Here is a 23,418-nt window from a genome sequence, read left to right on the forward strand (position 1 = left end):
GGGTTTTTAAACGTTGTGTCCCCCAAACCCCCCCCGGGGGCCGGGGGCCCGGGGGGGGGGCGCCCGGCCCGGCGGCGCTTAACGGGGTAAGGGTGCGGTGATCCGGATCACCGCACCCTTCCGCAGGTCTCAGTCGGTCGTTCAGCCCGCCAGGCCCAACTCTCGCGCGATCAGCATGCGTTGGACCTCGCTCGTGCCCTCGCCGATCTCCAGGATCTTGGAATCACGCCACATGCGGGCGACCGGGTACTCGTTCATGAAGCCGTAGCCGCCGTGGATCTGGGTGGCTTCGCGGGCGTTGTCGACGGCGATGGTGGAGGAGTGGAGCTTGGCGAGGGCCGCTTCCTTCTTGAAGGGGGCGCCGGACACCAGGCGGACTGCCGCGTCGCGCCAGGCGAGGCGGGCCGTGTGGGCCTTCATCTCCATGTCGGCGATCTTGAACTGGATGGCCTGGTTGGCGGCGATGGGCTTGCCGAAGGCCTGGCGCTCCTTGGCGTACTTGACCGATTCGTCCACGCAGCCCTGCGCCAGCCCCGTCGCCAGGGCGGCGATCGCGATGCGGCCCTCGTCGAGGATGCGCAGGAACTGGGCGTAGCCGCGGCCCTCCTCGCCCAGGAGGTTCGCGGCCGGGACCCGGACGTCCGAGAAGGACAGCTCGCGGGTGTCCGAGGCGTTCCAGCCGACCTTCGAGTACGGGGCCGCGACCGTGAAGCCGGGGGTGCCGGACGGGACGATGATCGAGGAGATGTGCGGTTTGCCGTCCGCCGACCGGCCGGTGACCGCCGTGACCGTCACCAGGCCCGTGATGTCCGTGCCCGAGTTGGTGATGAAGCACTTCGTGCCGTTGATCACCCACTCGTTGGTGGCGGAGTCCAGGCGGGCCGTCGTACGGGTGGCGCCCGCGTCGCTGCCGCCGTCCGGTTCCGTCAGACCGAACGCGCCCAGGAGATCGCCCGAGCAGAGACGGGGGAGCCACTCGCGCTTCTGGGCCTCCGTGCCGTAGCGGTAGACCGGCATCGCGCCCAGCGAGACCCCGGCTTCGAGCGTGATCGCGACCGAGGAGTCGACCCTCGCCAGCTCCTCCAGGGCCACGCCCAGCGCAAGGTAGTCGCCGCCCATGCCGCCGTACTCCTCGGGGAACGGCAGGCCGAACAGGCCCATGCGGCCCATCTCGCGGACGATCTCGTACGGGAACTCGTGCCGCTCGTAGAGGTCGCCGATCTTCGGTGCCACCACCTCGTGGGCGAACTCCTCGACCGTGCGGCGGAGTTCCTCCAGTTCGGGGGAGAGTCGGTAATCCATCGTGATCAGTGCTCCTCGGTGTCCACGAGGTCCTCGTGGGACAGGGCTCGGACGGTGCGGGACGGGCTGGGTCGGCCCAGATGGGCGGCCATCCAGACGCTCGTGGCGACGAGGCGGCCGAGGTCGATTCCGGTGTCGATGCCGAGGCCCCGCAGCATCCACACGAGGTCTTCGGTGGCGAGGTTGCCGGTCGCCGACTTCGCGTACGGGCAGCCGCCCAGGCCGCCCGCGGAGGCGTCGATGGTCGTCACGCCCTGCTGGAGCGCCGCGAGCGTGTTGGCGAGAGCCTGGCCGTAGGTGTCGTGGAAGTGCACGGCGAGGGTGGTGGGCGGGATGCCCGCCTCGTCCAGCGCCGCGAGGAGGGCGACCACATGGCCGGGGGTGGCCACTCCGATCGTGTCGCCCAGGCTCAGTTCGTCGCAGCCCATGTCCACCAGGGCCCTGCAGACCTTCACCACCTGCGGGACCGATACCGCGCCCTCCCAGGGGTCGCCGAAGCACATGGAGAGATAGCCGCGGACCTGGGACCCCTCCGCCTTCGCGCGGGTGACGACCGGGTCGAACATCGCCAGCGCCTCGTCCACCGTGCGGTTGAGGTTGGCCTTGGCGAAGGACTCCGTGGCGCTGGCGAAGACCGCGACCCGCCGGGCGCCCAGTGCCAGGGCGCGGTCCAGGCCGCGTTCGTTCGGGACCAGGACCGGGAGTGCGGCGTCGAGGTCGCCGAGCATCGGGAACAGCTGTTCCGCGTCCGCCAGTTGGGGGACCCACTTGGGGTGGACGAAGCTCGTCGCCTCGATGGTCGACAGGCCCGCGTCGGCCAGGCGGTGGATGAACGCCGCCTTGATCTCCGTGGGGACCGTCGCCTTCTCGTTCTGCAGGCCGTCGCGGGCGCCCACCTCGTGGATGCGGACGCGGGAGGGGAGGTCCTCGGCCGGGACCGTCATCGGGAGACCGTCGGATGTCATCACTCCGCCTCCTCGTGGGGTGCGATGACCGCCAGGACCTGGTCCATGGCGACCGTGGAGCCCGGCGCCACGTCCAGCTCCGTGACCTTGCCGGCGTGCGGGGCGGAGATGACGTGCTCCATCTTCATCGCCTCCACCACCAGCAGGCTCTGGCCCGCCGTCACCTCGTCGCCGGTGGCGACCTTCACCACCGTCACCGTGCCGGGCATGGGCGCGGTGAGGGAGTCGGCGCCCGCGTGGGCCGCGCGGCTGAGCGACGCCGCGACCGGGTCGTGGTCGCGTACGTGCCAGGCGTCGCCGTCGCGGCCGAGCCAGTCGGCGGCGCGGTGGAAGGTGTGGCGGACGCCGTCCAGCGTCACCGCGACCCGGTCGCCGGTGACCGCGGCGGTGCCGCGTGGGGTGTACTCCAGCTCCTCCTGGACCCTCAGGTGGAAGGCCGGCTGCTTCGGCTCGCCGCCCAGACGCCAGCCGGACGGGACCGAGAAGGGGTCCGTCCAGCCGCCGGGTTGGGGCGTCAGGGCGTCCAGACGCACGGCCGCCGCCGCCTCGTAGACCTCCTCCGGTACGTCCGCGGGGATCAGTCCCTCGACCTCGCGCTCGACCAGGCCGGTGTCCAGGTCGCCCGCGACGACCGCCGGGTGGGCGAGCAGACGGCGCAGGAAGCCGGCGTTCGTCTGCACCCCGAGCGTGACCGTCTCCGCCAGGGCCGAGCGGAGTCTGCGCAGGGCGGTAGCGCGGTCGGGGCCGTACGCGATGACTTTGGAGAGCATCGGGTCGTAGAGGCTGCCGACCTCGGTGCCCTCCGTGAGGCCCGAGTCGGTGCGGATGCCGTCGCCCTGTGGTTCGCGGAGCCGCAGGATCGTGCCGCCGGAGGGGAGGAAACCGCGGGCCGGGTCCTCGGCACAGATACGGGCCTCCACCGCGTGACCGGTGAGGCGGACGTCCTCCTGGGCGAAGCCGAGAGGCTCGCCTGCCGCGACCCGCAGCTGCCACTCGACGAGGTCGAGGCCGGTGATGAACTCCGTGACCGGGTGTTCCACCTGGAGGCGGGTGTTCATCTCCATGAAGTAGTACGAGGACGGGTCGGCGCCGTTGACGATGAACTCCACCGTGCCCGCGCCCCGGTAGCCGCAGGAGCGGGCCGCCTGGACCGCCGCCTCGCCCATCGCGGCACGCGTCTCCTCGTCGAGGAGGACGCTCGGCGCCTCCTCGATGATCTTCTGGTGGCGGCGCTGGAGGGAGCACTCGCGCTCCCCGAGGTGCACGACCTGACCGTGGCCGTCGGCCAGGACCTGGATCTCGATGTGCCGGGGGCGGTCGATCCAGCGCTCCACGAGGAGCGTGTCGTCGCCGAAGGAGGCGCGGGCCTCGCGGCGGGCCGACGCGATCTCCTCCTCCAGCCGGGTCAGGTCCCGCACCAGCCGCATGCCCTTGCCGCCGCCGCCCGCGCTCGGCTTCAGCAGTACGGGCGCGCCCAGTTCACGGGCCGCCTCGGCCAGGTCCGGGTCCCGTCCGCCGGGTACCACGGGGACTCCGGCCGCCTGGACCGTCTCCTTGGCGCGGATCTTGTCGCCCATCAGTGAGATCGCGTCGGCGGGAGGGCCGATGAAGACCAGGCCGGCCTCGGCGCAGGCGCGCGCGAAGGCGGCGTTCTCGGCGAGGAAGCCGTAGCCGGGGTGGACGGCCTGGGCGCCTGTGCGGGCGACGGCCTCCAGCAGGCGCTCCGCCGACAGATAGCTCTCGGACGCCGGGGCCGGTCCGATCCGGACCGCCGTGTCCGCCTCGCGGACGTGCCGGGCGCCGGCGTCCGCGTCGGAGAAGACGGCCACCGAGCGCACGCCCATCGACCGCAGCGTACGGATGACGCGTACGGCGATCTCGCCCCGGTTGGCCACAAGCACTGTCTCGAACATCGTCGTCCGTCCCCTCACATCCGGAAGACGCCGAACTGGGGGTCACCCAGGGGCGCGTTGGCGCACGCGGTCAGGGCCAGGCCCAGGACCTGACGGGTGTCCAGCGGGTCGATCACGCCGTCGTCCCAGAGGCGCGCCGTCGCGTAGTAGGCGCTGCCCTGCCGCTCGTACTGGGCGCGGATCGGGGCCTTGAAGGCGTCCTCGTCCGCCGCCGGCCAGGACTCGCCGCGCGCCTCCAGCTGGTCGCGCTTGACGGTCGCGAGGACCGAGGCGGCCTGCTCGCCGCCCATGACGGAGATCTTGGCGTTGGGCCACATCCACAGGAAACGGGGGGAGTACGCCCTGCCGCACATGGAGTAGTTCCCGGCGCCGTAGGAGCCGCCCACGACGACCGTCAGTTTCGGTACGCGGGTGCAGGCCACCGCCGTGACCATCTTGGCGCCGTGCTTGGCGATGCCGCCCGCCTCGTAGTCCTTGCCGACCATGAAGCCGGAGATGTTCTGGAGGAAGACCAGGGGGATGCCGCGCTGGTCGCACAGCTCGATGAAGTGGGCGCCCTTCTGGGCGGACTCGGAGAACAGGATGCCGTTGTTGGCGACGATGCCCACCGGGTGGCCGTGGATCCGGGCGAAGCCGGTGACCAGGGTCTGCCCGAACTCGGACTTGAACTCGGCGAACCGGGAGCCGTCGACGACCCGGGCGATGATCTCGCGCACGTCGTACGGGGTGCGGGAGTCGACCGGGACCGCGCCGTAGAGGCTCTGCGGGTCGACCTTGGGCTCGGTCGCCTCCGTGACCTCCCAGGGGAGCGTCCCGCGCGCGGGGAGGGTGGAGACGATGGTGCGGACGATGCGCAGGGCGTGCGCGTCGTTCTCCGCGAGGTGGTCGGTGACGCCCGAGACGCGGGAGTGGACGTCTCCGCCGCCCAGTTCCTCCGCCGTGACGACCTCGCCGGTGGCCGCCTTCACCAGGGGCGGGCCGCCCAGGAAGATCGTGCCCTGCTCGCGGACGATCACCGCCTCGTCGCTCATCGCCGGGACGTACGCCCCGCCGGCCGTGCAGGAGCCGAGGACGGCGGCGATCTGGGGGATGCCGGCGCCGGACATGCGGGCCTGGTTGTAGAAGATCCGGCCGAAGTGGTCGCGGTCCGGGAAGACCTCGTCCTGCATGGGGAGGAAGGCGCCGCCGGAGTCCACCAGGTAGACACAGGGGAGGCGGTTGTCGAGGGCGACCTCCTGGGCGCGGAGGTGCTTCTTGACCGTCATCGGGTAGTACGTGCCGCCCTTGACCGTGGCGTCGTTGGCGATGATCACGGTCTCGCGGCCGCTGACCCGGCCGATGCCGGCGATGACACCGGCGGCCGGGGCCTGGTCCTCGTACATCCCGTCGGCCGCGAGCGGGGCCAGCTCCAGGAACGGTGAGCCCGGGTCGAGGAGGGTGTCGACGCGGTCGCGGGGGAGCAGCTTGCCGCGCGCGGTATGGCGGGCGCGGGCCCGCTCGCCGCCGCCCTGGCCGGCTGTGGCCAGCTTGGCGCGCAGCTCGTCGACGAGGGTGCGGTGTGCCTCCTCGTTGGCCCGAAAGGGCTCCGACGCGGGGTCTGCCGCGGTCGTGAGCTCCGGTGCCTCGTACATCCTGCGGGTCCCCTCACCTTGTTAATGAGCGTTAACGCATTTCCTTCAGGTTAACGACCGCTAACCTCCCTGTCTAGAATTGTTTTCATGGCAACCAGGACCGACGCACCCACCCGCCGCGAGCAGATCCTCAAGGAGGCCGCCCGGCTCTTCGCCGAGCGGGGCTTCCACGGGGTCGGAGTCGACGAGATAGGCGCCGCGGTGGGGATCAGCGGGCCCGGTCTCTACCGGCACTTCGCGGGCAAGGACGCGATGCTCGCGGAGCTGCTGGTCGGGATCAGCGGGCAGTTGCTGACCGGGGCGAAGCGGAGGCTGGCGGAGGCGGACGGGGAGGTCGGGGCGGAGGCGGTCCTCGACTCGCTGATCGAGGGGCATATCGACTTCGCGCTCGACGACCGTCCACTGATCACCCTGCACGACCGGGAGCTGGACCGCCTCCGGGACAGCGACCGCAAGATGGTGCGCCAGCTCCAGCGGCAGTATGTGGAGCTCTGGGTCGGTGTGGTGCGCGAGGTCTATCCGGGGCTGGCGGAGCCCGCCGCGCGGTCGGCCGTGCATTCGGTGTTCGGGTTGCTGAACTCGACGCCGCATCTGGGCAGGGCCGGGGCGCTGGCCGGGCGGGGTGCCGTGGCGGAGCTGCTGCACCGGATGGCGCGGGGGGCGTTCGCGGCGGCGGGTGAGTGACGGGCCCGAGTGCCCGGTGGCGTGACGAGCGTTACCACCCACACTCTGGACGCTTGTTGATACTCGCCGGTATCTTGGGGTGAGCAAGCGCTTAGACATACCGAGGTCCGTGGAGGTGGCGGCGTGCGCCGTACGGTGTTCAACGAGGATCACGAGGCGTTCCGGGAGACCATCCGCGCCTTCATCGAGGCCGAGGTCGTACCGGTGTACGACGAGTGGTTCGCCGCCGGTCAGGCGCCGCGCGACTTCTACTACAAGCTCGGCGAGCTGGGCGTCTTCGGCATCAACGTGCCGGAGGAGTTCGGCGGCGCGGGCCTGGAGAGCTACAAGTTCGAAGCCGTGATGTACGAGGAGACCGCTCGCGCCGGTGTCCAGTTCGGCGGCTCCGGCGTCCACGTCCTGCTGGGCCTGCCCTACATCAAGCTGCTCGCCACCGACGAGCAGAAGAAGCGGTTCCTGCCGAAGTTCGTCTCCGGCGAGGAGATGTGGGCCATCGCGATGACCGAGCCGGGCACCGGCTCCGACCTCGCGGGCATGAAGACCACCGCCAAGCTCTCCGAGGACGGCACGCACTACGTCCTCAACGGCTCCAAGACCTTCATCACCGGCGGCGTGCACGCCGACCGCATGATCGTCTGCGCCCGCACCTCCGCGCCCACCGCCGAGGACCGCCGCCACGGCATCTCCCTCTTCGTCGTGGACACCAAGGCCGAGGGCTACTCCGTCGGCCGCAAGCTCGACAAGCTCGGCCTGAAGACCTCCGACACCGCCGAGCTGGCGTTCGTCGACGTCAAGGTCCCCGTCGAGGACCTGCTCGGCGAGGAGAACAAGGGCTTCTACTACCTCGGCCACAACCTGGCCTCCGAGCGCTGGGGCATCGCCTTCGGCGCCTACGCCCAGGCCAAGGCCGCCGTACGGTTCGCCAAGCAGTACGTCCAGGACCGCACCGTCTTCGGCAAGACCGTCGCGTCCTTCCAGAACACCAAGTTCGAGCTGGCCGCCTGCCAGGCCGAGGTGGACGCCGCCGAGGCCGTCGCCGACCGCGCCACCGAAGCCCTGGACGCCGGTGAGCTCACCCCCGCCGAGGCCGCCTCCGCCAAGCTGTTCTGCACCGAGGTCGCCCACCGCGTCATCGACCGCTGCCTCCAGCTGCACGGCGGCTACGGCTTCATGAACGAGTACCCGATCGCCCGCCTGTACGCGGACAACCGCGTCAACCGCATCTACGGCGGCACCAGCGAGATCATGAAGTCGATCATCGCGAAGGACATGGGCCTGTAAACCGACCGTAGTGACTGGCCGGTACAACAGTTGTCATGAGTAAGGCACTTCAGGACCTCCTCGATCTGCTCGACCTCGAGCAGATCGAGGAGGACATCTTCCGCGGCCGGTCCCGGTCCGCCGTCGTCCCGCGGGTCTTCGGCGGGCAGGTCGCCGCGCAGGCGCTCGTCGCCGCCGGGCGGACGGTCCCCGAGGACCGGCCCGCGCACTCCCTGCACGCGTACTTCCTGCGCCCCGGGGATCCCGGCGCGCCCATCGTCTACACCGTCGACCGGATCCGCGACGGCCGCTCCTTCACCACCCGCCGGGTGGTCGCCGTCCAGCACGGCAAGCCGATCTTCCACCTCTCGGCGTCGTTCCAGGTGTACGAGGACGGGCTGGACCACCAGGAGCCGATGCCGGCCGCGCCCGACCCCGCCACGCTGCCCACCGGCGAGGAACGACTGCGCGGCTACGGCCATATCGACCCGGCCGTGGTGGAGAAGTTCGCGGAGGCACGGGCGGCCGTCGACCTGCGGTACGTCGAGGAACCGCCGTACGGGAAGTTCGGCGAGCCGCGTGAGCCGCACTCGCAGGTGTGGTTCCGGACCAACGGCAAGCTGGGCGGCGCGGTCGACGAACCGCTGCTGCACATCGTCCTCGCCACCTACGTCTCCGACATGACGCTGCTCGACTCCGTGCTGCTCGCGCACGGGCGCGGCGGCTGGGCCGTCGGTGACGTGGTCGGGGCCTCGCTGGACCACGCGATGTGGTTCCACCGGCCGTTCCGGGCCGACGAGTGGCTGCTCTACGACCAGGAGTCCCCGTCCGCGTACGGCGGCCGGGGACTGGGACAGGCCCGTATCTACACGCAGGACGGGCGCCTCGCCATCTCCGTGATCCAGGAGGGCGTGGTCCGCGTCCCGCGCGACGAGACCTGACGAAGACCTGACGAAGACCTCTAGCCGAGGCCCGCCTCAGCCAGCAGGTACGCCGTCATCGGGTCGTAGTGGCGCGGGCTGACCACATGGTCGTCGAGGGGCACCGTCACCTGCACGGTGCCCTCGGCCTCGGCGATGAACAGGGCCGGGTCGTTGCAGTCGGCGTAGCCGACGGAGTCGACGCCGTGCTGTCCCGCGTACCCCGCCCAGCCGTGGTCGGCGACGACCAGGTCGGGCAGCGGGCGGCCCTCGCGCTCCATGGCCGTCAGGATCGCCTTCATCGGCTCGCCCGAGTGGGTGTGCCAGAGGGTGGCGCCGTGCTCCAGCACCGCCACGCTCGCGAACTGCATGACGTAGCCCTCCTCGGTCGTCAGGCCGTCCGGGATGACGACGATCTCGCAGCCCGCCGCGCGCAGCGCCGCCGCGGTCGAGCTGTGCACGTCCAGCAGGCCGCCGGGGTGGCCGGTGGCGAACAGCACCCGCTGCTGCCCGTCCGCCGCCTTGCGCAGCCGCCCGGCCATGCGCTCGAGCCCGGCGACGGTCAGCTCCGGGTCGATGGTGTCCTGGCCGTACCGGTGCTCGGGGTCGTCGTTCACGCCCACCCGTTCCGCCATCACCGCGAGGACGTCCTGCTCGTCGGTCCAGCGGGCGCCGAGTTCCAGGCCGAGCCAGTAGTGGCGGTCGTTGTTCGCCAGCTTGCGGTAGTGGGAGAGGTTGTTCTCGCGGGGGGTGGCGACGTCGCCCGCGATGCGCGTCCTGACGAGGTGGTCGACGAGTTCGGCGCGGCTGGGTGTCCCGGGTATCGGCATGCCAACCATTGTGAGGCAGCCGCCTGTGGGCGTCCCTGGCGTATCGAACGCTGGGATGTGCGTCACGTACCTAGAAGGGGCACCGCTCCCGTACTCAGATGTGCCGTAGCGCGAACCAGAGTTCCATCCTTACGTCCGGGTCCTCCAGGTCCGTCTCCAGCAGCGTCGCGCACCGGGTGATGCGCTGGCGCACGGTGTTGCGGTGCACGGAGAGGGCGACGGCCGTGCGGTCCCAACTGCCGTGCAGGGAGAGCCAGGTGCGCAGGGTCTCGGTGAGCGCGGGGTGTGCCGTGACGGGGGCGAGGAGGGTGCGGGCGTGGGCCGACGCCTCGTCGGGCGGGACCAGGTCGGCGAGGGCGGGGCGCGGGGCGTGCCGCAGCAGCGGGGTCCGGGTGGCGCGGGCCCGGGCCAGGGCGCGGGCCGCCTGGGTGTCGGCGGCGGGCCAGTCGTGCGGGGCGACGGCGGCGCTGACGCCCAGGGTCCAGCCGGGCAGCGGGGCCGGTGCCCGGTCGGCCGGGACCAGGACCCGTACGACGTCGCCCGCCGGGTCGACCAGGGCGGATCCGAGCGCGGCACCCAGCGCGGAGGCCGCGACGGCGTCCGGAGCGCCGTCCCTCTCCGGCCGGGCGTGCACGACGACCCACCTCTCACCCCCGAGCAGCGACGCGACCTCCGCGGGCGGCGCGCCCAGCAGCAGCCGCACCAGCGCGGACGATCGTGCGGCACCGGTGCCGCTCTGCTGCTCGCCGGTGAGCAGGGAGAGCAGCACGGCGGCGACGGAGGCGACGGTGTGGTCGCTGGGGGCCCGCTGCGGCGTCGCGACCCCGAGCACGAACCCGTGTCCGGCGCCGAGCGCGTAGGCGGCGAGGTGGAGACCGGCGGTGGTGTCGGTGGCGGAGGTGGGGTGCGGGGACCCGCCGGGCCCCTCACCTCCAGGCCGCACCACCCCCGCCAGCCCCTCCAGTGCCGACGCCGCCTCCTCCCCGGGCCTCCGCCCCGCCCCCGCGATCTCCGCCCCCTCCGGTCCGTACAGCACCGCCCACCCGCTCAGGCGCTGGGCGAGCTGGCGGAGGACCGAGGGGACCGGGTCGGGGCGGGAGGCGGCGGAGGCGAGGCTCTGCTGGGCCTCCGTGACACGGCGGAGTTCGGCCAGGCGGGACTGGGCCATCAGCTGCCAGACCGCGCGGGCCACGCCCGAGAAGGTGGTCTGCGGCGGCACCTCGAGCAGCGGCAGGCCGTGTGTCTCGCAGGCCGTGACCAGCGCCCTCGGCACCGTGTCGTGCACCGGCGCCACCCCGAAGCCGAGAGCCGCGCCGCCCGCCGCCACGATCCGCGAGACGTAGTCGTCGAAGTACTCCCCCAGTCTCGACTTCGCTCGACCGGGGGGACCCCCATCCGACCCCGCCGCCTCGGGGATGTGCACGCCCGCCGTGAGCAGCAGCTCCCCGCCCAGCAGATACGGGTACGGGTCCGCCATCTCCGAGGTGTGCACCCAGTGGACGACCGTCCTGGGGTCTTCCGGACCGGCGATCCGGCGCAGGGAGAGGTCCTCCCTGGCCAGCAGGGACGTGAGGAGGACGGGAGGTGTCGGGGGAACCGCCGGGTCCGGCATGGTGTGCGTTACCTCCAGCCAAGGCCGCTCGAATGGATGAAACGTACACTTCGCAGTCGCTTTCCGGCCACCTAGTGTCAGTGCTCGTCAACCTCGTCCCCCGCGACCGAGCCCTGCGCCCTGTGCGTGCGCGAAGGAGGCCCCATGGCCGTCGACTACCTCGTGATCGTCGTCTACCTGGCCGGAATGCTGGCCATGGGCTGGTGGGGCATGCGCCGCGCCCGCTCCAAGAGCGAGTTCCTGGTGGCGGGCCGCCGGCTCGGCCCGGCCATGTACTCCGGCACCATGGCGGCGATCGTCCTCGGCGGCGCCTCCACCATCGGCGGTGTGGGGCTCGGCTACCAGTACGGCCTCTCCGGCGCCTGGATGGTCTTCACCATCGGCCTCGGCCTGCTAGCCCTGTCCGTCTTCTTCTCCGCCCGCATCGCCCGGCTGAAGGTCTACACCGTCTCCGAGATGCTCGACCTGCGCTACGGCGGCCGGGCCGGGGTGATCTCCGGTGTCGTCATGTGGGCGTACACCCTCATGCTCGCGGTGACCTCGACCATCGCCTACGCCACGATCTTCGACGTCCTGTTCGACATGAACCGCACGCTCGCGATCGTCCTCGGCGGCTCGATCGTCGTCGCGTACTCCACCCTCGGCGGGATGTGGTCGATCACCCTGACGGACATGGTGCAGTTCGTCGTGAAGACCATCGGTGTGCTGCTCCTGCTGCTGCCGATCGCCGTGGTGAAGGCCGGCGGCTTCAGCGAGATGAAGGCCCAGCTGCCCACCGAGTACTTCGACCCGCTCGGCATCGGAGGCGAGACGATCTTCACCTATGTGCTGATCTACACCTTCGGCATGCTCATCGGGCAGGACATCTGGCAGCGCGTCTTCACCGCCCGCAGCGACACCACCGCCAAGTGGGGCGGGACCGTCGCCGGTACCTACTGCCTCGCGTACGCCCTCGCCGGTGCCGTCATCGGTACCGCCGCCAAGGTCCTGTACCCGAAGCTCGGCAGCCCGGACGACGCCTTCGCGACCATAGTGAAGGAGGAACTGCCCGTCGGAGTGCGCGGGCTGGTGCTGGCCGCCGCCCTGGCCGCCGTGATGTCGACGTCCTCCGGCGCGCTGATCGCCTGCGCCACCGTCGCCAACAACGACATCTGGTCCCGGCTGCGGGGCATGGTCAAGGCGCCGGCCGAAGGAGCGGATGAGCACGACGAGGTGAAGGGCAACCGGGCCTTCATCCTGATCATGGGGCTCGCGGTCATCTGCACGGCCATCGCGATCGACAACGTGGTGGAGGCGCTGACCGTCGCGTACAACCTCCTCGTCGGCGGTCTGCTCGTGCCGATCCTCGGCGGCCTGGTGTGGAAGCGGGGCACCGTGTACGGCGCTCTCGCCTCCGTCGTGGTCGGCGGTCTCGCGGTCATCGCCCTGATGGCGACGTACGGCATCCTCGCCAACGAGCCCGTCTACTACGGGCTGCTCGCCTCCCTCGCCGCCTATCTGGCCGTCTCCTTCGCCACCCCGGCCACCGACGCCGCCGTCCTCGCCGCCTGGCGCGAGCGGCTCGCGGGGCGGGCACCCGAACCCGAGTCCGAACTCGCGTCCGAACCGGCCGCGACTCCCCGGTAAGGTCATAAGGCAAGCAGTACATACGCGATGAAGCGTAGGAAAGAGAGCATTTCTTCATGAGCAGCAACGAGACTCCCCGCGGGCCCGTCGACTCCTCCCGTGTGCCGCGGTACGCGGGCCCCGCGACCTTCGCCCGGCTTCCCCGGCTGGACGAGGTCGGCGGACGGGCCGATGTCGCCGTGGTGGGCGTGCCCTTCGACTCGGGTGTCTCGTACCGGCCGGGCGCCCGCTTCGGCGGCAACGCGATCCGCGAGGCGTCCCGGCTGCTGCGCCCCTACAACCCGGCGCAGGACGCCTCGCCCTTCGCCCTCGCGCAGGTCGCGGACGGCGGCGACATCGCCGTCAACCCGTTCAACATCAACGAGGCCGTGGAGACCGTCGAGGCGGCCGCCGACGACCTGCTCGGCACCGGCGCCCGCATGATGACCCTCGGCGGCGACCACACCATCGCGCTGCCCCTGCTGCGGTCGGTCGCGAAGAAGCACGGCCCGGTCGCCCTGCTGCACTTCGACGCCCACCTCGACACCTGGGACACCTACTTCGGCGCCGAGTACACCCACGGCACCCCCTTCCGGCGCGCGGTGGAGGAGGGCATCCTCGACACCTCCGCCCTGTCCCACGTCGGCACCCGCGGCCCGCTCTACGGCAAGCAGGACCTGACCGACGACGAGAAGATGGGCTTCGGCATCGTCACCTCGGCGGACGTCTACCGGCGTGGCGCCGACGAGGTCGCCGACCAGCTCCGCCAGCGCATCGGCGACCGGCCGCTGTACATCTCCATCGACATCGACTGCCTCGACCCGGCCCACGCGCCCGGCACGGGCACGCCCGAGGCCGGCGGCATGACCTCGCGCGAACTGCTGGAGATCCTGCGCGGGCTGGCCTCCTGCAACCTGGTCTCCGCGGACGTCGTCGAGGTGGCCCCCGCGTACGATCACGCCGAGATCACGTCGGTGGCCGCCTCCCACACGGCGTACGAACTGACCACGATCATGTCCCGCCAGATCGCCGCGGCCCGGAAGGACTCGGAAGCCAAGTGACTCACGACCACGACCTGGTGCTCCGCCCGACGCCCGCCCAGACGGAGGCCGCCCTCAACCCTCCACCCGGCCGCAACGGCGGAGACCTGGTCGTGGAGACGCTGGCCGGTCTCGGCGCGACGACCGTCTTCGGTCTGCCCGGCCAGCACGCGCTCGGCATGTTCGACGCCCTGCGCCGCTCGGACCTCAGGTACATCGGCCTGCGAGTGGAGAACAACGCCGGGTTCGCCGCCGACGCCTACGGCCGGATCACGGGCGAGGCCGCGCCCCTGCTGCTGTCGACGGGGCCGGGTGCCCTGACCTCCCTGGCCGCGCTCCAAGAGGCGGCGGCCGCCTCCGCGCCCGTGCTGGCCATCGGCAGCCAGATCCCCAGCGCCGGCCTGGGCGGCGGCCGGCACGGCTATCTGCACGAACTGCCCGACCAGGCCGCCTCGTTCCGGGGCGTCGTGAAGTCGGTCCACACCGTCCGCACCCAGTCGCAGATCCCCTCCGCGATCGAGGCGGCCTGGAAGTCGGCGCTGTCGGCCCCGCACGGCCCGGTGTGGGTGGAGATCCCGCAGGACGTGCTGCTCGCCGAGACCGCGATCCCGGTGGTGACGGGCGGCGACGCCTTCCCCGAGGAGCTGCCGCCGCGCCCCGAACTGACCGCCGTGGTCGCCGACCTGCTCTCGAGGGCGGCCCGCCCGGCGATCATCGCGGGCGGGGGAGTGGTACGCGCGGACGCCTCGGGCAAGCTGAGGCAGCTGGCGGAGCTGGTCCGGGCGCCGGTCGTGACGACCCCCGGCGGCAAGGGCGCCTTCCCCTGGAAGCACCCGCTGTCGCTCCAGTCCTGGATCGAGGACCGGCACACCACGGACTTCCTGGAGGACGCGGACGTCCTCCTGGTGGTCGGCTCGGGACTCGGTGAACTCTCCTCGAACTACCACACGTTCAAGCCGCGCGGCCGAGTGATCCAGATCGAGGCCGACCTCGGCAAGCTGGAGTCCAACCACCCGGCCCTGGGCATCCACGCGGACGCCCGTCTCGCGTTGCAGGCGCTGCTGGAGACGGTGTCGGAACGCCAGGACGAGGAGGCCCCGGAGCGTGTTCGCGAGGTGCTCGCCAAGGTCACCGAGCGCATCGCCTCCCAGGAACTCACCCTGGAACAGGACGTGCTGGCCTCCGTCCGCAAGGCGCTCCCGGCCGACTCCCCGTCCTTCTGGGACATGACGATCCTCGCGTACTGGGCCTGGTCGGCCTTCGACGCCAAGGGCCCCAACCACATGCACTCCGCCCAGGGCGCGGGCGGCCTCGGCTACGGCTTCCCGGCGGCACTCGGCGCCGCGGCGGCCGACCCGACCCGGCCGGTCCTCGCGGTCTCCGGCGACGGCGGCGCCCTGTACTCGATCGCCGAACTGGCGACGGCCCGCCAGTACGACCTCAACGTCACCTGGCTGATCGTCGACGACGGCGGCTACGGCATCCTGCGCGAGTACATGAGCGACGCGTTCGGCGAGGCGACCGCGACGGAACTGACCCGGCCGGACTATGTGGCGCTGGCGGAGTCCTTCGGCGTCCCCGGGGTCCGTACGACTCCGGAGACCCTGGAGCAGGACCTCGCCAAGGCGCTCGCCTCGCCGGGTCCCTCGGTGGTCCTGCTCCCGGCCGTGCTGCGGATGTTCGCGCCGACGCACCTGGACTGAGCGCCGGGCCGGGCCGGCCAGGCCGTGTTTCCTCACCCCTCACATGGGCGGGCCAGGGCGGGGCACTCGTGTGTCAGTCCACCTGTGAGGGGAGTCGATCATGGTAGTCGCCGTCGTCATCGGCGTGTGTGTGGTCCTGGCCGTCCTGGCCTTCTTCGTGCCCCGTCTCTCCCGCCACCCCGAACGCGGCACGCAGCGTACGCTCGGGGCCGGGGCGCGGGCCGGCGGCAAGGCGCCCGGCGTTCTGGGCCGGCTCTTCAGCAAGCCGTTCCGCACCAGCTCGCGCGCGGTGAGCCGCAGCGGCTCCGCGGGTCGCCGCTCGCGCGGCCGCATGCCCTTCTGACCGACGGTGGGGGCCGAGCGGGGAGCACGGCGATGAACACCGAGGACACCGGAGACACCGAGGCCACCGAGGACACCCAGGGCGCGGACAAGCTGCTGGACGGGCTGACCGTGGATGCCAGCCGGCGGGAGCGGCCGATCGTGCTGGACGCGGAGGGGCGTCCCATCAGGACGTGGCAGGAGAACCATCCGTACGACCGCAAGGTGGGCCGCAAGGAGTACGAGCGGACCAAGCGCGTCCTGCAGATCGAGCTGCTCAAGCTCCAGCGCTGGGTCAAGGACACCGGCGCACGTGTGGTCGTCGTGTGCGAGGGGCGTGACGCGGCGGGCAAGGGCGGCACGATCCAGCGGCTGACCGAGCGGCTCAACCCGCGCGGCGCACGCGTGGTCGCCCTGGACAAGCCCACCGAGCGCGAGACGGGCCAGTGGTACTTCCAGCGGTACATCGCGCAGCTGCCGACGGCCGGGGAGATCGTCCTGTTCGACCGCTCCTGGTACAACCGGGCCGGCGTGGAGCGCGTGATGGGATTCTGCTCCAAGGACGAGTACGAGCTGTTCCTCGACCAGTGCCCGGCCTTCGAGCGGATGCTGGTCGACGACGGCATCGTGCTGGTGAAGTTCTGGTTCTCCGTGTCCCGCTCCGAGCAGCGCACGCGCTTCGCGATACGGCAGGTCGACCCGGTGCGCCAGTGGAAGCTCTCGCCCACCGACCTGGCCTCGCTGGACCTCTGGGACGACTACACCGAGGCGAAGGTCGACATGTTCCGCGCCACGGACAGCGCGCACGCCCCGTGGACCGTCGTCAAGAGCAACGACAAGAGACGCGCCCGGCTGGAGACCATGCGCAGTCTGCTGTCGCGCATCGACTACGCCAGCAAGGACCGCGAGGCGGTCGGCACACCTGATCCCCTCATCGTCGGCGCCGCCGACACCCTTCTGGAGCCCGGCGAGGGGGACACCACACTGTCACCCACTCCGCTGTCCCCCGGCGCCGACGGGCCCGGCAAGCACCCCGGGCCCGGCTGACACTCACTCACCGGGGCCGGCGTCGGCTCCGGTGTCGGCGGGGCGGAAGCACGCCGTCACCGTCTTGCCGTGCCGCTGGCACCTCATCCCCCACTCGTCGGCGAGCTTCCGCACGATGGCCACTCCACGGCCTCCGACGTCCCCCGGCTCGGCTTCGCGCCGGCGCGGCAGCGTCGGGTCCTCGTCGTGGACGCTCACATGAAGGCAGTCACCGTCCCAGGTGAGGACCAGGTGCGCGTCGCTGTGCGCGTGGATGTGCGCATTGGTGATCAGCTCGGACACGGCCAGCACGATGGCGTCCACCGTGTCCGGCTCGGCAGCGGCCCAGGGCAGGGACGCGAGACGCCCGCGTGTCCACTGCCGCCCGGCGCGCACTCCCTGGGACATGGGGAACGAGTGCGCCCACCCCATCGCCTTCACCGCCACCGCCCGACCTCCCGTCCCTCGACCGCACAGCACCCCGTGCTTGAACCGGGTACCCGGCACCCGCGGCAACAGACCTGCGGACGCCGGGTCTTGCACGCGGCCTAGAGGCCGTCGCGGACCATCGCGGCGACGATGTGGACGTGCCGGTCGGCCGCCGTGGCCGACCACTCGTTGTCGTAGTTCAGTCCGTAGGGCCAGAAGTGCCCGCCGCCGGTGGAGATCTTGGCGCCGGAGCCGTCGTACTGCCTGACGAGGGCGGTGGCCTGGCCGCCGGTCCAGGTGCCGCTGCCGCCGAGGCGGGACCAGCCCGAGCTGGTGCCCACACCGATGGTGTGGGAGATCTCGTGCAGGGCCGTCCGCTCGTTCATGTAGCTGCGGTTGCTGCCGAAGCGGATCGTCCCGTTGATGTTGCCGTCGGCGGTGGGGACGCCCGGCTCGTAGCGGACGGTGAGGGTCTTGCCCAGGTCGCTGAGGTTGTTGTAGCGGGCCACGGCCGCGTTCATGGCCTTGGTGATCAGGTCGTAGGCCGAGCGCTGGTCCGCGGTGGGGTTGCTCGCGCGGACGAGGGACCAGGTGATGGTGGCCGCCGCTGCGCGGTCGCGTGCCGGGGCGGGGGCGACGGTGGTCTGCGGCGTGGCGGCCTGGGCGACGCCGGGGCCGGCCAGCAGCGCGGCTGCCAAGGCGGCGACGACTGCCTTGCGTGAGCTCATGGGGGATCCTCCTGTGGGGGTGGCCGTAACGCGTGGGGGCGAAACTTCGTACGGCGTTCGGGATCTCGGACATGTGGGACCGCTGGCGGTATCAGGTCGAAATGGACGAACTCTCTTCCGAACTCTCTTCGCTGACACGGCAGTTGGCCCGCTGTCGACCGCAAGTATCCCGATGGGAAGGACGGCGTCAAGAGTTCCCGCAGTGGTCAGTGGAACCAGAAGAGGATCGTGTCCGGGTTCGTCCCGAGCTTCCGCGAACTCTCCCACTCCTCCGCCTCGAACCGCATGACCTCGGCGAACCGGCGGGCCGCGTCGCGGTACTCGCGATCGAGACGGTCGAGCACGGACGCGTAGGTATCGGCGAGGGCCCCGGCCCGCTGGGCCGGCAGGGTCCCGATGGCCGGCACCGCGTCCCCGGGGTGGGGGAGGCGCAGCGGCGGGCCGCTGAACAGGAACGTGCCGGGAAGCAGGTCGGACGGCACACCGTGCCGGGCCAGTTCGTCGTCCATGGCGTGGAACCACGAAGGCCGCCGCCACGCCCCGAGGTCGGTCGGGTCGGAGAAGTGCGCCGCGACGGCCTGGTAGAAGGCGTAGCTGTACGAGGGACAGAGGTCGGCGCTCGGGGCGCCCTCGATCAGCTCCTCCAGGGCCTGGCTGATGGAGACGTCGAGGTCGATGCCCTGCTCCCGGAACCGGACGTCGGTCCGCCCACACTCCGTGCGCACCCGGGTGAGTGTGCGCTCCTGCCGCTCGGTCCGCTCCACCGCGGTGAGCAGCCGCACCACCGTCCGCATGTCGCCGGTGCTCATCTCCAGGCAGTGGCCCACGCCTGCGTTTCCCTTCACCCGTTCGCCGGAACTCGATGTCCATGATCGGGGACAGGGGAACGGCCCCTGACCGAGGGGTCGGGGGCCGTTCGTTCCGAATCGCGAGGGATTCAGAGGGATCCGGAGGGATTCAGCTGACGTCGGCCGGGTCCAGACGGTAGATCGCCGACTGGTTCGACTGGTTCGACTGCGACGAGGAGGTGGAGCCCGACTCCGTGTTCGAGTCCGAACTCGTGCTCTTGCTGTACTCGCTCTCCTTCACCGCCGTGCCGTGCTTCTGCACCCACGCCGTCACCTCGGAGCTGACACTGCTGCCGCCGCCGGGGCCGCCACCCATGCCGCCGCCGAGCTGGATGTAGTGCAGTTCGCCGTTCCTCACCAGCTCCTTGAGCTTGGCCAGGGTCATCGCCTTGTCGGAGCCGGACCAGCCCCACATGGAGATGACGGGCTCACCGCTGCTCACGATGAGCTGGGCGGCGCCCTGCGAACTGGACACCGCCAGGAGCCACTCGGCTCCGTCCTGATGCTTCTTCAGGTACGAGATGAGCTCACTGCTCGCGCCACCGCCCATGCCGCCGCCGCCCATGCCGCCACCGGGGCCGCCGCCCGTGCCGTTCGTACCGCCGGGCTGACCGCTCGTGCCGCTCTCGGCCGTACCGCCGGTGCCGTTCGGGGGCGTACCGCCGGAGCCGCCCGCACCACCGGGAGCCTGCCCGTTCTGGCCGTTCTGCCCGCCGGACGGCGTCCCGCCCCCGGGGAAGCCGCCATCCGCCTGGGCGTTGCCGCCGTCGGCCTGGGCGTTCTCGCCGCCGGCCTGCGCGTTCCCGCCCTGCTGGGTACCGCCCCCGGGACCGCCCGAGCCGCCGCCCGGGAACCCCCGGCCACCGCCACCGCCACCGCCCCCGGGCCCGCCGAAGCCACTGCCCGTGGACGGCCCGGCGGTCGGGTTCGTGCCGCCCATGCCACCGCCGCCGCCCGACCCGGAAGGCACCGACCAGGCGTACGCGGCCGGACCCGCCACCGCCGCGACGATCGCGGCCGTCACCGACACGGCAAGCAACCGCAGCCGAAGGCCCGAGACGCCGGATCGGAAGACGAACAGCCCCGCGATCGCCAGCGCCATGACGACCAGGACCGCAGGCCACAGCCAGGTGTTCCAGCCGGAGGCCCGCCGCAGCAGCACCGCGGCCCAGACGGCCGTGACGCCCAGCCCGAGCGGCAGCACCCACGCCCACCGCCGGTCGGCCCGGAAGGCGCGCAGCAGCATCACACCGCCGCCTCCGCACAGCGCCGCGATGCCCGGGGCGAGCGCGGTCGTGTAGTACGGGTGCATGGTGCCCTCGGCCAGGGCGAAGGTCAGGTAGTGCAGGGCGGTCCAGCCGCCCCACAGCACGAACGCGGCCCGGGTGAGATCCGTGCGCGGGGCGCGTCCGCACAGCATCAGGCCGCCGACGAGCGCGAGTGCCGCGAAGGGGAGCAGCCAGGAGATCTGGCCGCCGAGGATGTCGTTGAACATCCGGCCGAGGCCCGCGGTGCCGGAGAAGCCGCCGCCTCCGCCCCCGCCGCCACCGCCGTTGCCCTCGCCGCCGAGGATCCGGCCGAGGCCGTTGTAGCCCATGATCAGGTTCCAGGCGGTGCCGTCCGTCGAACCGCCGATGTACGGCCGTTCGGAGGCGGGCACCAGCGACACGGCCGCCGCCCACCAGAAGCTGGAGACGGCCAGCACCACGGCGGCGGCCACCAGGTTCACCACGCGCTTCACCAACGCGGGCCTGGCCGCGTACAGATACACCGCGAACACGGCGGGCAGCGCGATGTACCCCTGGAGCATCTTGGTGTTGAAGGCGAGCCCGAAGCAGGCCGCCGAACCGAGCAGCGGAAGCAGCCGCCCGTTCCGCACGGCCCGCAGGCCGAGCGCGGCGCCCGCCACCATCAGGAACACCAGCAGCGTGTCCGGGTTGTTGTCCCGGTTGATGGCGACCGTGATCGGGGTGAGGGCCAGGACCAGGGCGGCCACGGCCGCCGCCGCGTGCCCGAACACCCGCTTCACGGAGGAGTGCAGGATCCAGATCGTGGCCAGCGCCGCCACGACCATCGGCGCCATCATCTGCCAGGTGCCGTACCCGAGGATCCGGCACGACAGGCCCATGACCATCAGCGCGAGCGGCGGCTTGTCGACGGTGAGGAAGTTCCCGGCGTCAAGGGAGCCGAAGAACCACGCCTTCCAGCTCTGCGTGCCGCTCAGCACGGCCGCGCTGTAGAAGCTGTTGAGGCTGGAGCCGGACAGGTTCCAGGAGTAGAGCACCGCGGCCAGGGCGAGGATCGCGAGCAGGGCGGGGAGCGACCAGCGCGGGGCGGCCCGTTCCCCCGGCGCGGGTGGAGGAGGCACGGCTGCGGTGCGGAGCTGGGGTTCGGTGGCAGATGTCACCCGAGCATGGTGGACAGCCCTGGTTGGTGGCCGCTGTGCCGAAGCTGGCCACCGCCTGTGAAACGCACAGCGCCCGGTAACGACTCGTACATGCCTTCACCAAGGCCTACAACCTTTGCCCCTGGTCCGCGAGTCAAGGGTGCATGACTTCTGGGATATCCCGCCGCGCGAGAGTGCTGGCGGCAGCCGTGGGTACGGGTGTGCTCGTGCCGCTCGTCGCCGCCGCCACGCCCGCCGCCGCTGCCACACCGACCGTGACCTGCACCTCGGCCAAGGCCGGCCTGGCCGCCAAGCTGAAAAAGGACATCACCGCCGCGCTCGCCGGCCGCAAGGGCACCGTCGCCGTCGGCCTCTACGACCGCAGCACCAACACGACCTGCACGCTGCGCGCGAGTTCCGCCTACGACTCGGCCAGCGTCGTCAAGGTGACAGTTCTCGCCACCCTGCTCTGGGACGCGAAGAAGACGAACCGGTATCTGACCGACCGCGAGAACACCCTCGCCAAGGCCATGATCACCAAGTCGGACAACGCGGCGACCTCCACGCTGTGGAAGCAGCTGGGCATGACGAAGATCAAGGGCTTCCTCAGCGCCGCCGGCATGAGCCAGACCAAGCCCGGTGCGAACGGCTACTGGGGTCTGACCCAGATCACCGTCACCGACGAGCAGAAGCTGCTCAAGCTCCTCACGGCCAAGAACACGGTCCTGAGCGACAACTCCCGTTCCTACATCCTGAAGTTGATGGGCCAGGTCGTCTCGTCCCAGCGCTGGGGCACGCCGTACGGGGTGCCCTCGGGCGTCACCGTGGCCGTCAAGAACGGCTGGCTGCAACGCTCCACGAACGGCTGGCGGGTGCACAGCGTCGGCGCGTTCAAGGGCGGCGGCCACGACTACGTGATGACCGTGCTCACCCACGGCAACAGCACCATGAACTACGGCATCACCACCATCCAGGCCGTGGCCAAGGTCATCCACAAGGACCTGGCGGCGAGCTGACCCTTCACGGCGATCCGACCCGCCACCACGATCCGACCTTTCACCGCGCGGCCTACCGGGCGTCACCGGCCCGTCCTACGGTGACGCCCATGCCCCCGAGAACCCGCCTCGCCCTTCTCGCCGCAGGCCTGACGGCGGCCACCTGCCTGACCGCCGCCGGCCCCGCCCAGGCACACGCCCCAGATACTTCGCACGCCTGCTCGCCGTCCGTCTCCATCGACCGCTTCTCCGACGCGCTCGACAAGACGACCTACGAGAACACCTTCGTCGGCAACTTCTCCGCGCTCGCGCTGGACCGTGACGGCTCCCTGGCCGCCCTCTCCGACCGCTCGTCGCTGTTCCGCCTGGACGCGAGGACGCTGAAGCCCCGCTCGGTCCTCCCGCTCACCGACGAGGCCGGGACCGCGCTCGACTCCGAGGGCCTGGTGGTCGATGGCGACGGCACCCGCCTGGTCACCTCGGAGACCGAGCCCTCCATCCGCCGCTACTCCCGCACCGGCACGATCCTCGACCGTCTCCCGGTCCCGGACGACCTGCGCGTGACCCCCGCGGGCCGCGCGCAGCCCAACGGCACCTTCGAGGGCCTGACCCTGCTGCCCGGCGGTCGCACCCTGGTCGCGTCCATGGAGTACCCGCTCTCCGGCGACAGCGCCGACACCGTCCGCTTCCAGACCTGGGACCGCCACCGGGGCCACTTCCGGCTCGGGCGCCAGTACTCCTACCGCACGGACCCCGGCCTGGGCGTCTCCGAGATCCAGGCCACCCCCGACGGCCGCCTCCTGGTCCTGGAACGCGGCTTCACCTCCGGCGTCGGCAACACGGTCCGCCTCTACCTGGCCGACCCCCGCCACGCCCTGCGGAAGACCCTGCTCACCGACCTCGCCACCTGCCCCACCCTGGGCGCGACGGCCAAGCAGCCCCAGCCGAACCCCCTCCTCGACAACATCGAGGCCATGGTGATCACGGGCCGTGCGCATGGCCGCTTGAAGGTTGTCCTGGCCAGCGACGACAACCAGAACGCAGTCCAAACGACCCGGTTCTATTACTTGCGGGTAAGGGTGACCCCCTTCTTCTAGGGGCGCGGGGAACTGCGCGACCAGCCGACACGGCGCCGCACCCGCCCACAGACGGAAAACTGTCACGGCGGGATGAAATCCGCCCCCAATCGCGTTGGTGCCTTCCGGCAGCTCAGGACAACT

At 71.4% G+C, this 23,418-nt stretch carries 20 protein-coding genes; 10 read left to right on the plus strand and 10 right to left on the minus strand.

The genetic code is table 11. The features are described from left to right. Nucleotides 1-141: 141 nt before the first annotated feature. From ACIBK5_RS37220 to ACIBK5_RS37235, 4 genes are read right to left on the minus strand one after another with little or no spacing between them, the layout of a single operon-like run. Complete coding sequence (locus tag ACIBK5_RS37220) at nt 142-1,302, minus strand: acyl-CoA dehydrogenase family protein (RefSeq protein WP_399026839.1); 1,161 nt, start codon at nt 1,300-1,302, stop codon at nt 142-144. A 5-nt stretch (nt 1,303-1,307) separates the two neighbouring features. Further along, nucleotides 1,308-2,267, minus strand: a complete 960-nt coding sequence (locus ACIBK5_RS37225; RefSeq protein WP_399026841.1) for a hydroxymethylglutaryl-CoA lyase — start codon at nt 2,265-2,267, stop codon at nt 1,308-1,310. Then, nucleotides 2,267-4,180: a biotin carboxylase N-terminal domain-containing protein gene (locus ACIBK5_RS37230; protein ID WP_399026843.1), complete on the minus strand. Its 1,914-nt coding sequence runs from the start codon at nt 4,178-4,180 to the stop codon at nt 2,267-2,269. Before ACIBK5_RS37230 ends, ACIBK5_RS37225 begins: the two co-directional genes overlap by 1 nt. Before the next feature lie 14 nt (nt 4,181-4,194). Then, nucleotides 4,195-5,811, minus strand: a complete 1,617-nt coding sequence (locus ACIBK5_RS37235; protein ID WP_399026845.1) for a carboxyl transferase domain-containing protein — start codon at nt 5,809-5,811, stop codon at nt 4,195-4,197. An 87-nt stretch (nt 5,812-5,898) separates the two neighbouring features. Here ACIBK5_RS37235 and ACIBK5_RS37240 point away from each other — a divergent pair, with 87 nt between their 5' ends. The 3 genes from ACIBK5_RS37240 (at nt 5,899) to ACIBK5_RS37250 (ending at nt 8,696) form a co-directional block, all read left to right on the plus strand. After that, on the plus strand, nt 5,899-6,495 hold the full coding sequence (locus tag ACIBK5_RS37240; protein WP_399026846.1) for a TetR/AcrR family transcriptional regulator: 597 nt from the start codon (nt 5,899-5,901) through the stop codon (nt 6,493-6,495). Nucleotides 6,496-6,618: 123 nt separating this feature from the next. Next, nucleotides 6,619-7,776 (plus strand): acyl-CoA dehydrogenase family protein, encoded by a 1,158-nt coding sequence (locus ACIBK5_RS37245; RefSeq protein WP_391097710.1) that lies wholly within the window; start codon nt 6,619-6,621, stop codon nt 7,774-7,776. 35 nt (nt 7,777-7,811) lie between these two features. After that, nucleotides 7,812-8,696, plus strand: coding sequence for an acyl-CoA thioesterase (locus ACIBK5_RS37250; protein ID WP_399026848.1), 885 nt, complete (start codon nt 7,812-7,814; stop codon nt 8,694-8,696). A gap of 20 nt (nt 8,697-8,716) precedes the next feature. Here the strand turns inward: ACIBK5_RS37250 and ACIBK5_RS37255 are convergent, their stop codons facing one another. Beyond that, nucleotides 8,717-9,505, minus strand: coding sequence for a phosphatase (locus ACIBK5_RS37255; protein ID WP_399026850.1), 789 nt, complete (start codon nt 9,503-9,505; stop codon nt 8,717-8,719). 94 nt (nt 9,506-9,599) lie between these two features. After that, a complete protein-coding gene (locus ACIBK5_RS37260) occupies nt 9,600-11,117 on the minus strand; it encodes a helix-turn-helix domain-containing protein (protein WP_399026851.1) in 1,518 nt (505 codons plus the stop codon). 144 nt (nt 11,118-11,261) lie between these two features. Here ACIBK5_RS37260 and ACIBK5_RS37265 point away from each other — a divergent pair, with 144 nt between their 5' ends. From ACIBK5_RS37265 to ppk2, 5 genes are all read left to right on the plus strand, one after another. Further along, nucleotides 11,262-12,743, plus strand: a complete 1,482-nt coding sequence (locus ACIBK5_RS37265; RefSeq protein ID WP_399026853.1) for a sodium:solute symporter — start codon at nt 11,262-11,264, stop codon at nt 12,741-12,743. Nucleotides 12,744-12,799: 56 nt separating this feature from the next. Then, a complete protein-coding gene (speB, locus tag ACIBK5_RS37270) occupies nt 12,800-13,783 on the plus strand; it encodes an agmatinase (RefSeq protein ID WP_376388231.1) in 984 nt (327 codons plus the stop codon). After that, nucleotides 13,780-15,465, plus strand: coding sequence for a thiamine pyrophosphate-binding protein (locus ACIBK5_RS37275; RefSeq protein ID WP_399026855.1), 1,686 nt, complete (start codon nt 13,780-13,782; stop codon nt 15,463-15,465). The genes speB and ACIBK5_RS37275 overlap by 4 nt, the downstream gene beginning before the upstream one ends. 100 nt (nt 15,466-15,565) lie before the next feature. Next, nucleotides 15,566-15,808, plus strand: coding sequence for a DUF6411 family protein (locus ACIBK5_RS37280; RefSeq protein WP_399026857.1), 243 nt, complete (start codon nt 15,566-15,568; stop codon nt 15,806-15,808). A 32-nt stretch (nt 15,809-15,840) separates the two neighbouring features. Beyond that, a complete protein-coding gene (gene ppk2 / locus ACIBK5_RS37285) occupies nt 15,841-16,833 on the plus strand; it encodes a polyphosphate kinase 2 (RefSeq protein ID WP_399026858.1) in 993 nt (330 codons plus the stop codon). 3 nt (nt 16,834-16,836) lie between these two features. Here ppk2 and ACIBK5_RS37290 read toward each other — a convergent pair whose 3' ends face one another. From ACIBK5_RS37290 to ACIBK5_RS37305, 4 genes are all read right to left on the minus strand, one after another. Further along, a complete protein-coding gene (locus ACIBK5_RS37290) occupies nt 16,837-17,259 on the minus strand; it encodes an ATP-binding protein (RefSeq protein ID WP_399026860.1) in 423 nt (140 codons plus the stop codon). A gap of 101 nt (nt 17,260-17,360) precedes the next feature. After that, nucleotides 17,361-17,969 carry a hypothetical protein gene (locus tag ACIBK5_RS37295; RefSeq protein ID WP_399026862.1) on the minus strand — a complete coding sequence of 203 codons (609 nt, stop codon included), beginning with the start codon at nt 17,967-17,969 and terminating at the stop codon, nt 17,361-17,363. Nucleotides 17,970-18,175: 206 nt separating this feature from the next. Beyond that, nucleotides 18,176-18,778, minus strand: a complete 603-nt coding sequence (locus ACIBK5_RS37300) for a hypothetical protein (RefSeq protein WP_399026864.1) — start codon at nt 18,776-18,778, stop codon at nt 18,176-18,178. 148 nt (nt 18,779-18,926) lie between these two features. Beyond that, nucleotides 18,927-21,224: a glycosyltransferase family 39 protein gene (locus tag ACIBK5_RS37305; protein WP_399026865.1), complete on the minus strand. Its 2,298-nt coding sequence runs from the start codon at nt 21,222-21,224 to the stop codon at nt 18,927-18,929. Nucleotides 21,225-21,367: 143 nt separating this feature from the next. Here ACIBK5_RS37305 and ACIBK5_RS37310 point away from each other — a divergent pair, with 143 nt between their 5' ends. Together ACIBK5_RS37310 and ACIBK5_RS37315 are read left to right on the plus strand one after the other, a co-directional pair. Then, nucleotides 21,368-22,219, plus strand: coding sequence for a serine hydrolase (locus ACIBK5_RS37310; protein ID WP_399026867.1), 852 nt, complete (start codon nt 21,368-21,370; stop codon nt 22,217-22,219). A gap of 89 nt (nt 22,220-22,308) precedes the next feature. After that, on the plus strand, nt 22,309-23,295 hold the full coding sequence (locus tag ACIBK5_RS37315; RefSeq protein WP_399026870.1) for an esterase-like activity of phytase family protein: 987 nt from the start codon (nt 22,309-22,311) through the stop codon (nt 23,293-23,295). The last annotated feature ends 123 nt before the right edge of the window (nt 23,296-23,418 follow it).

This window comes from Streptomyces sp. NPDC050546 (assembly GCF_044457425.1).
GTDB lineage: Bacteria > Actinomycetota > Actinomycetes > Streptomycetales > Streptomycetaceae > Streptomyces.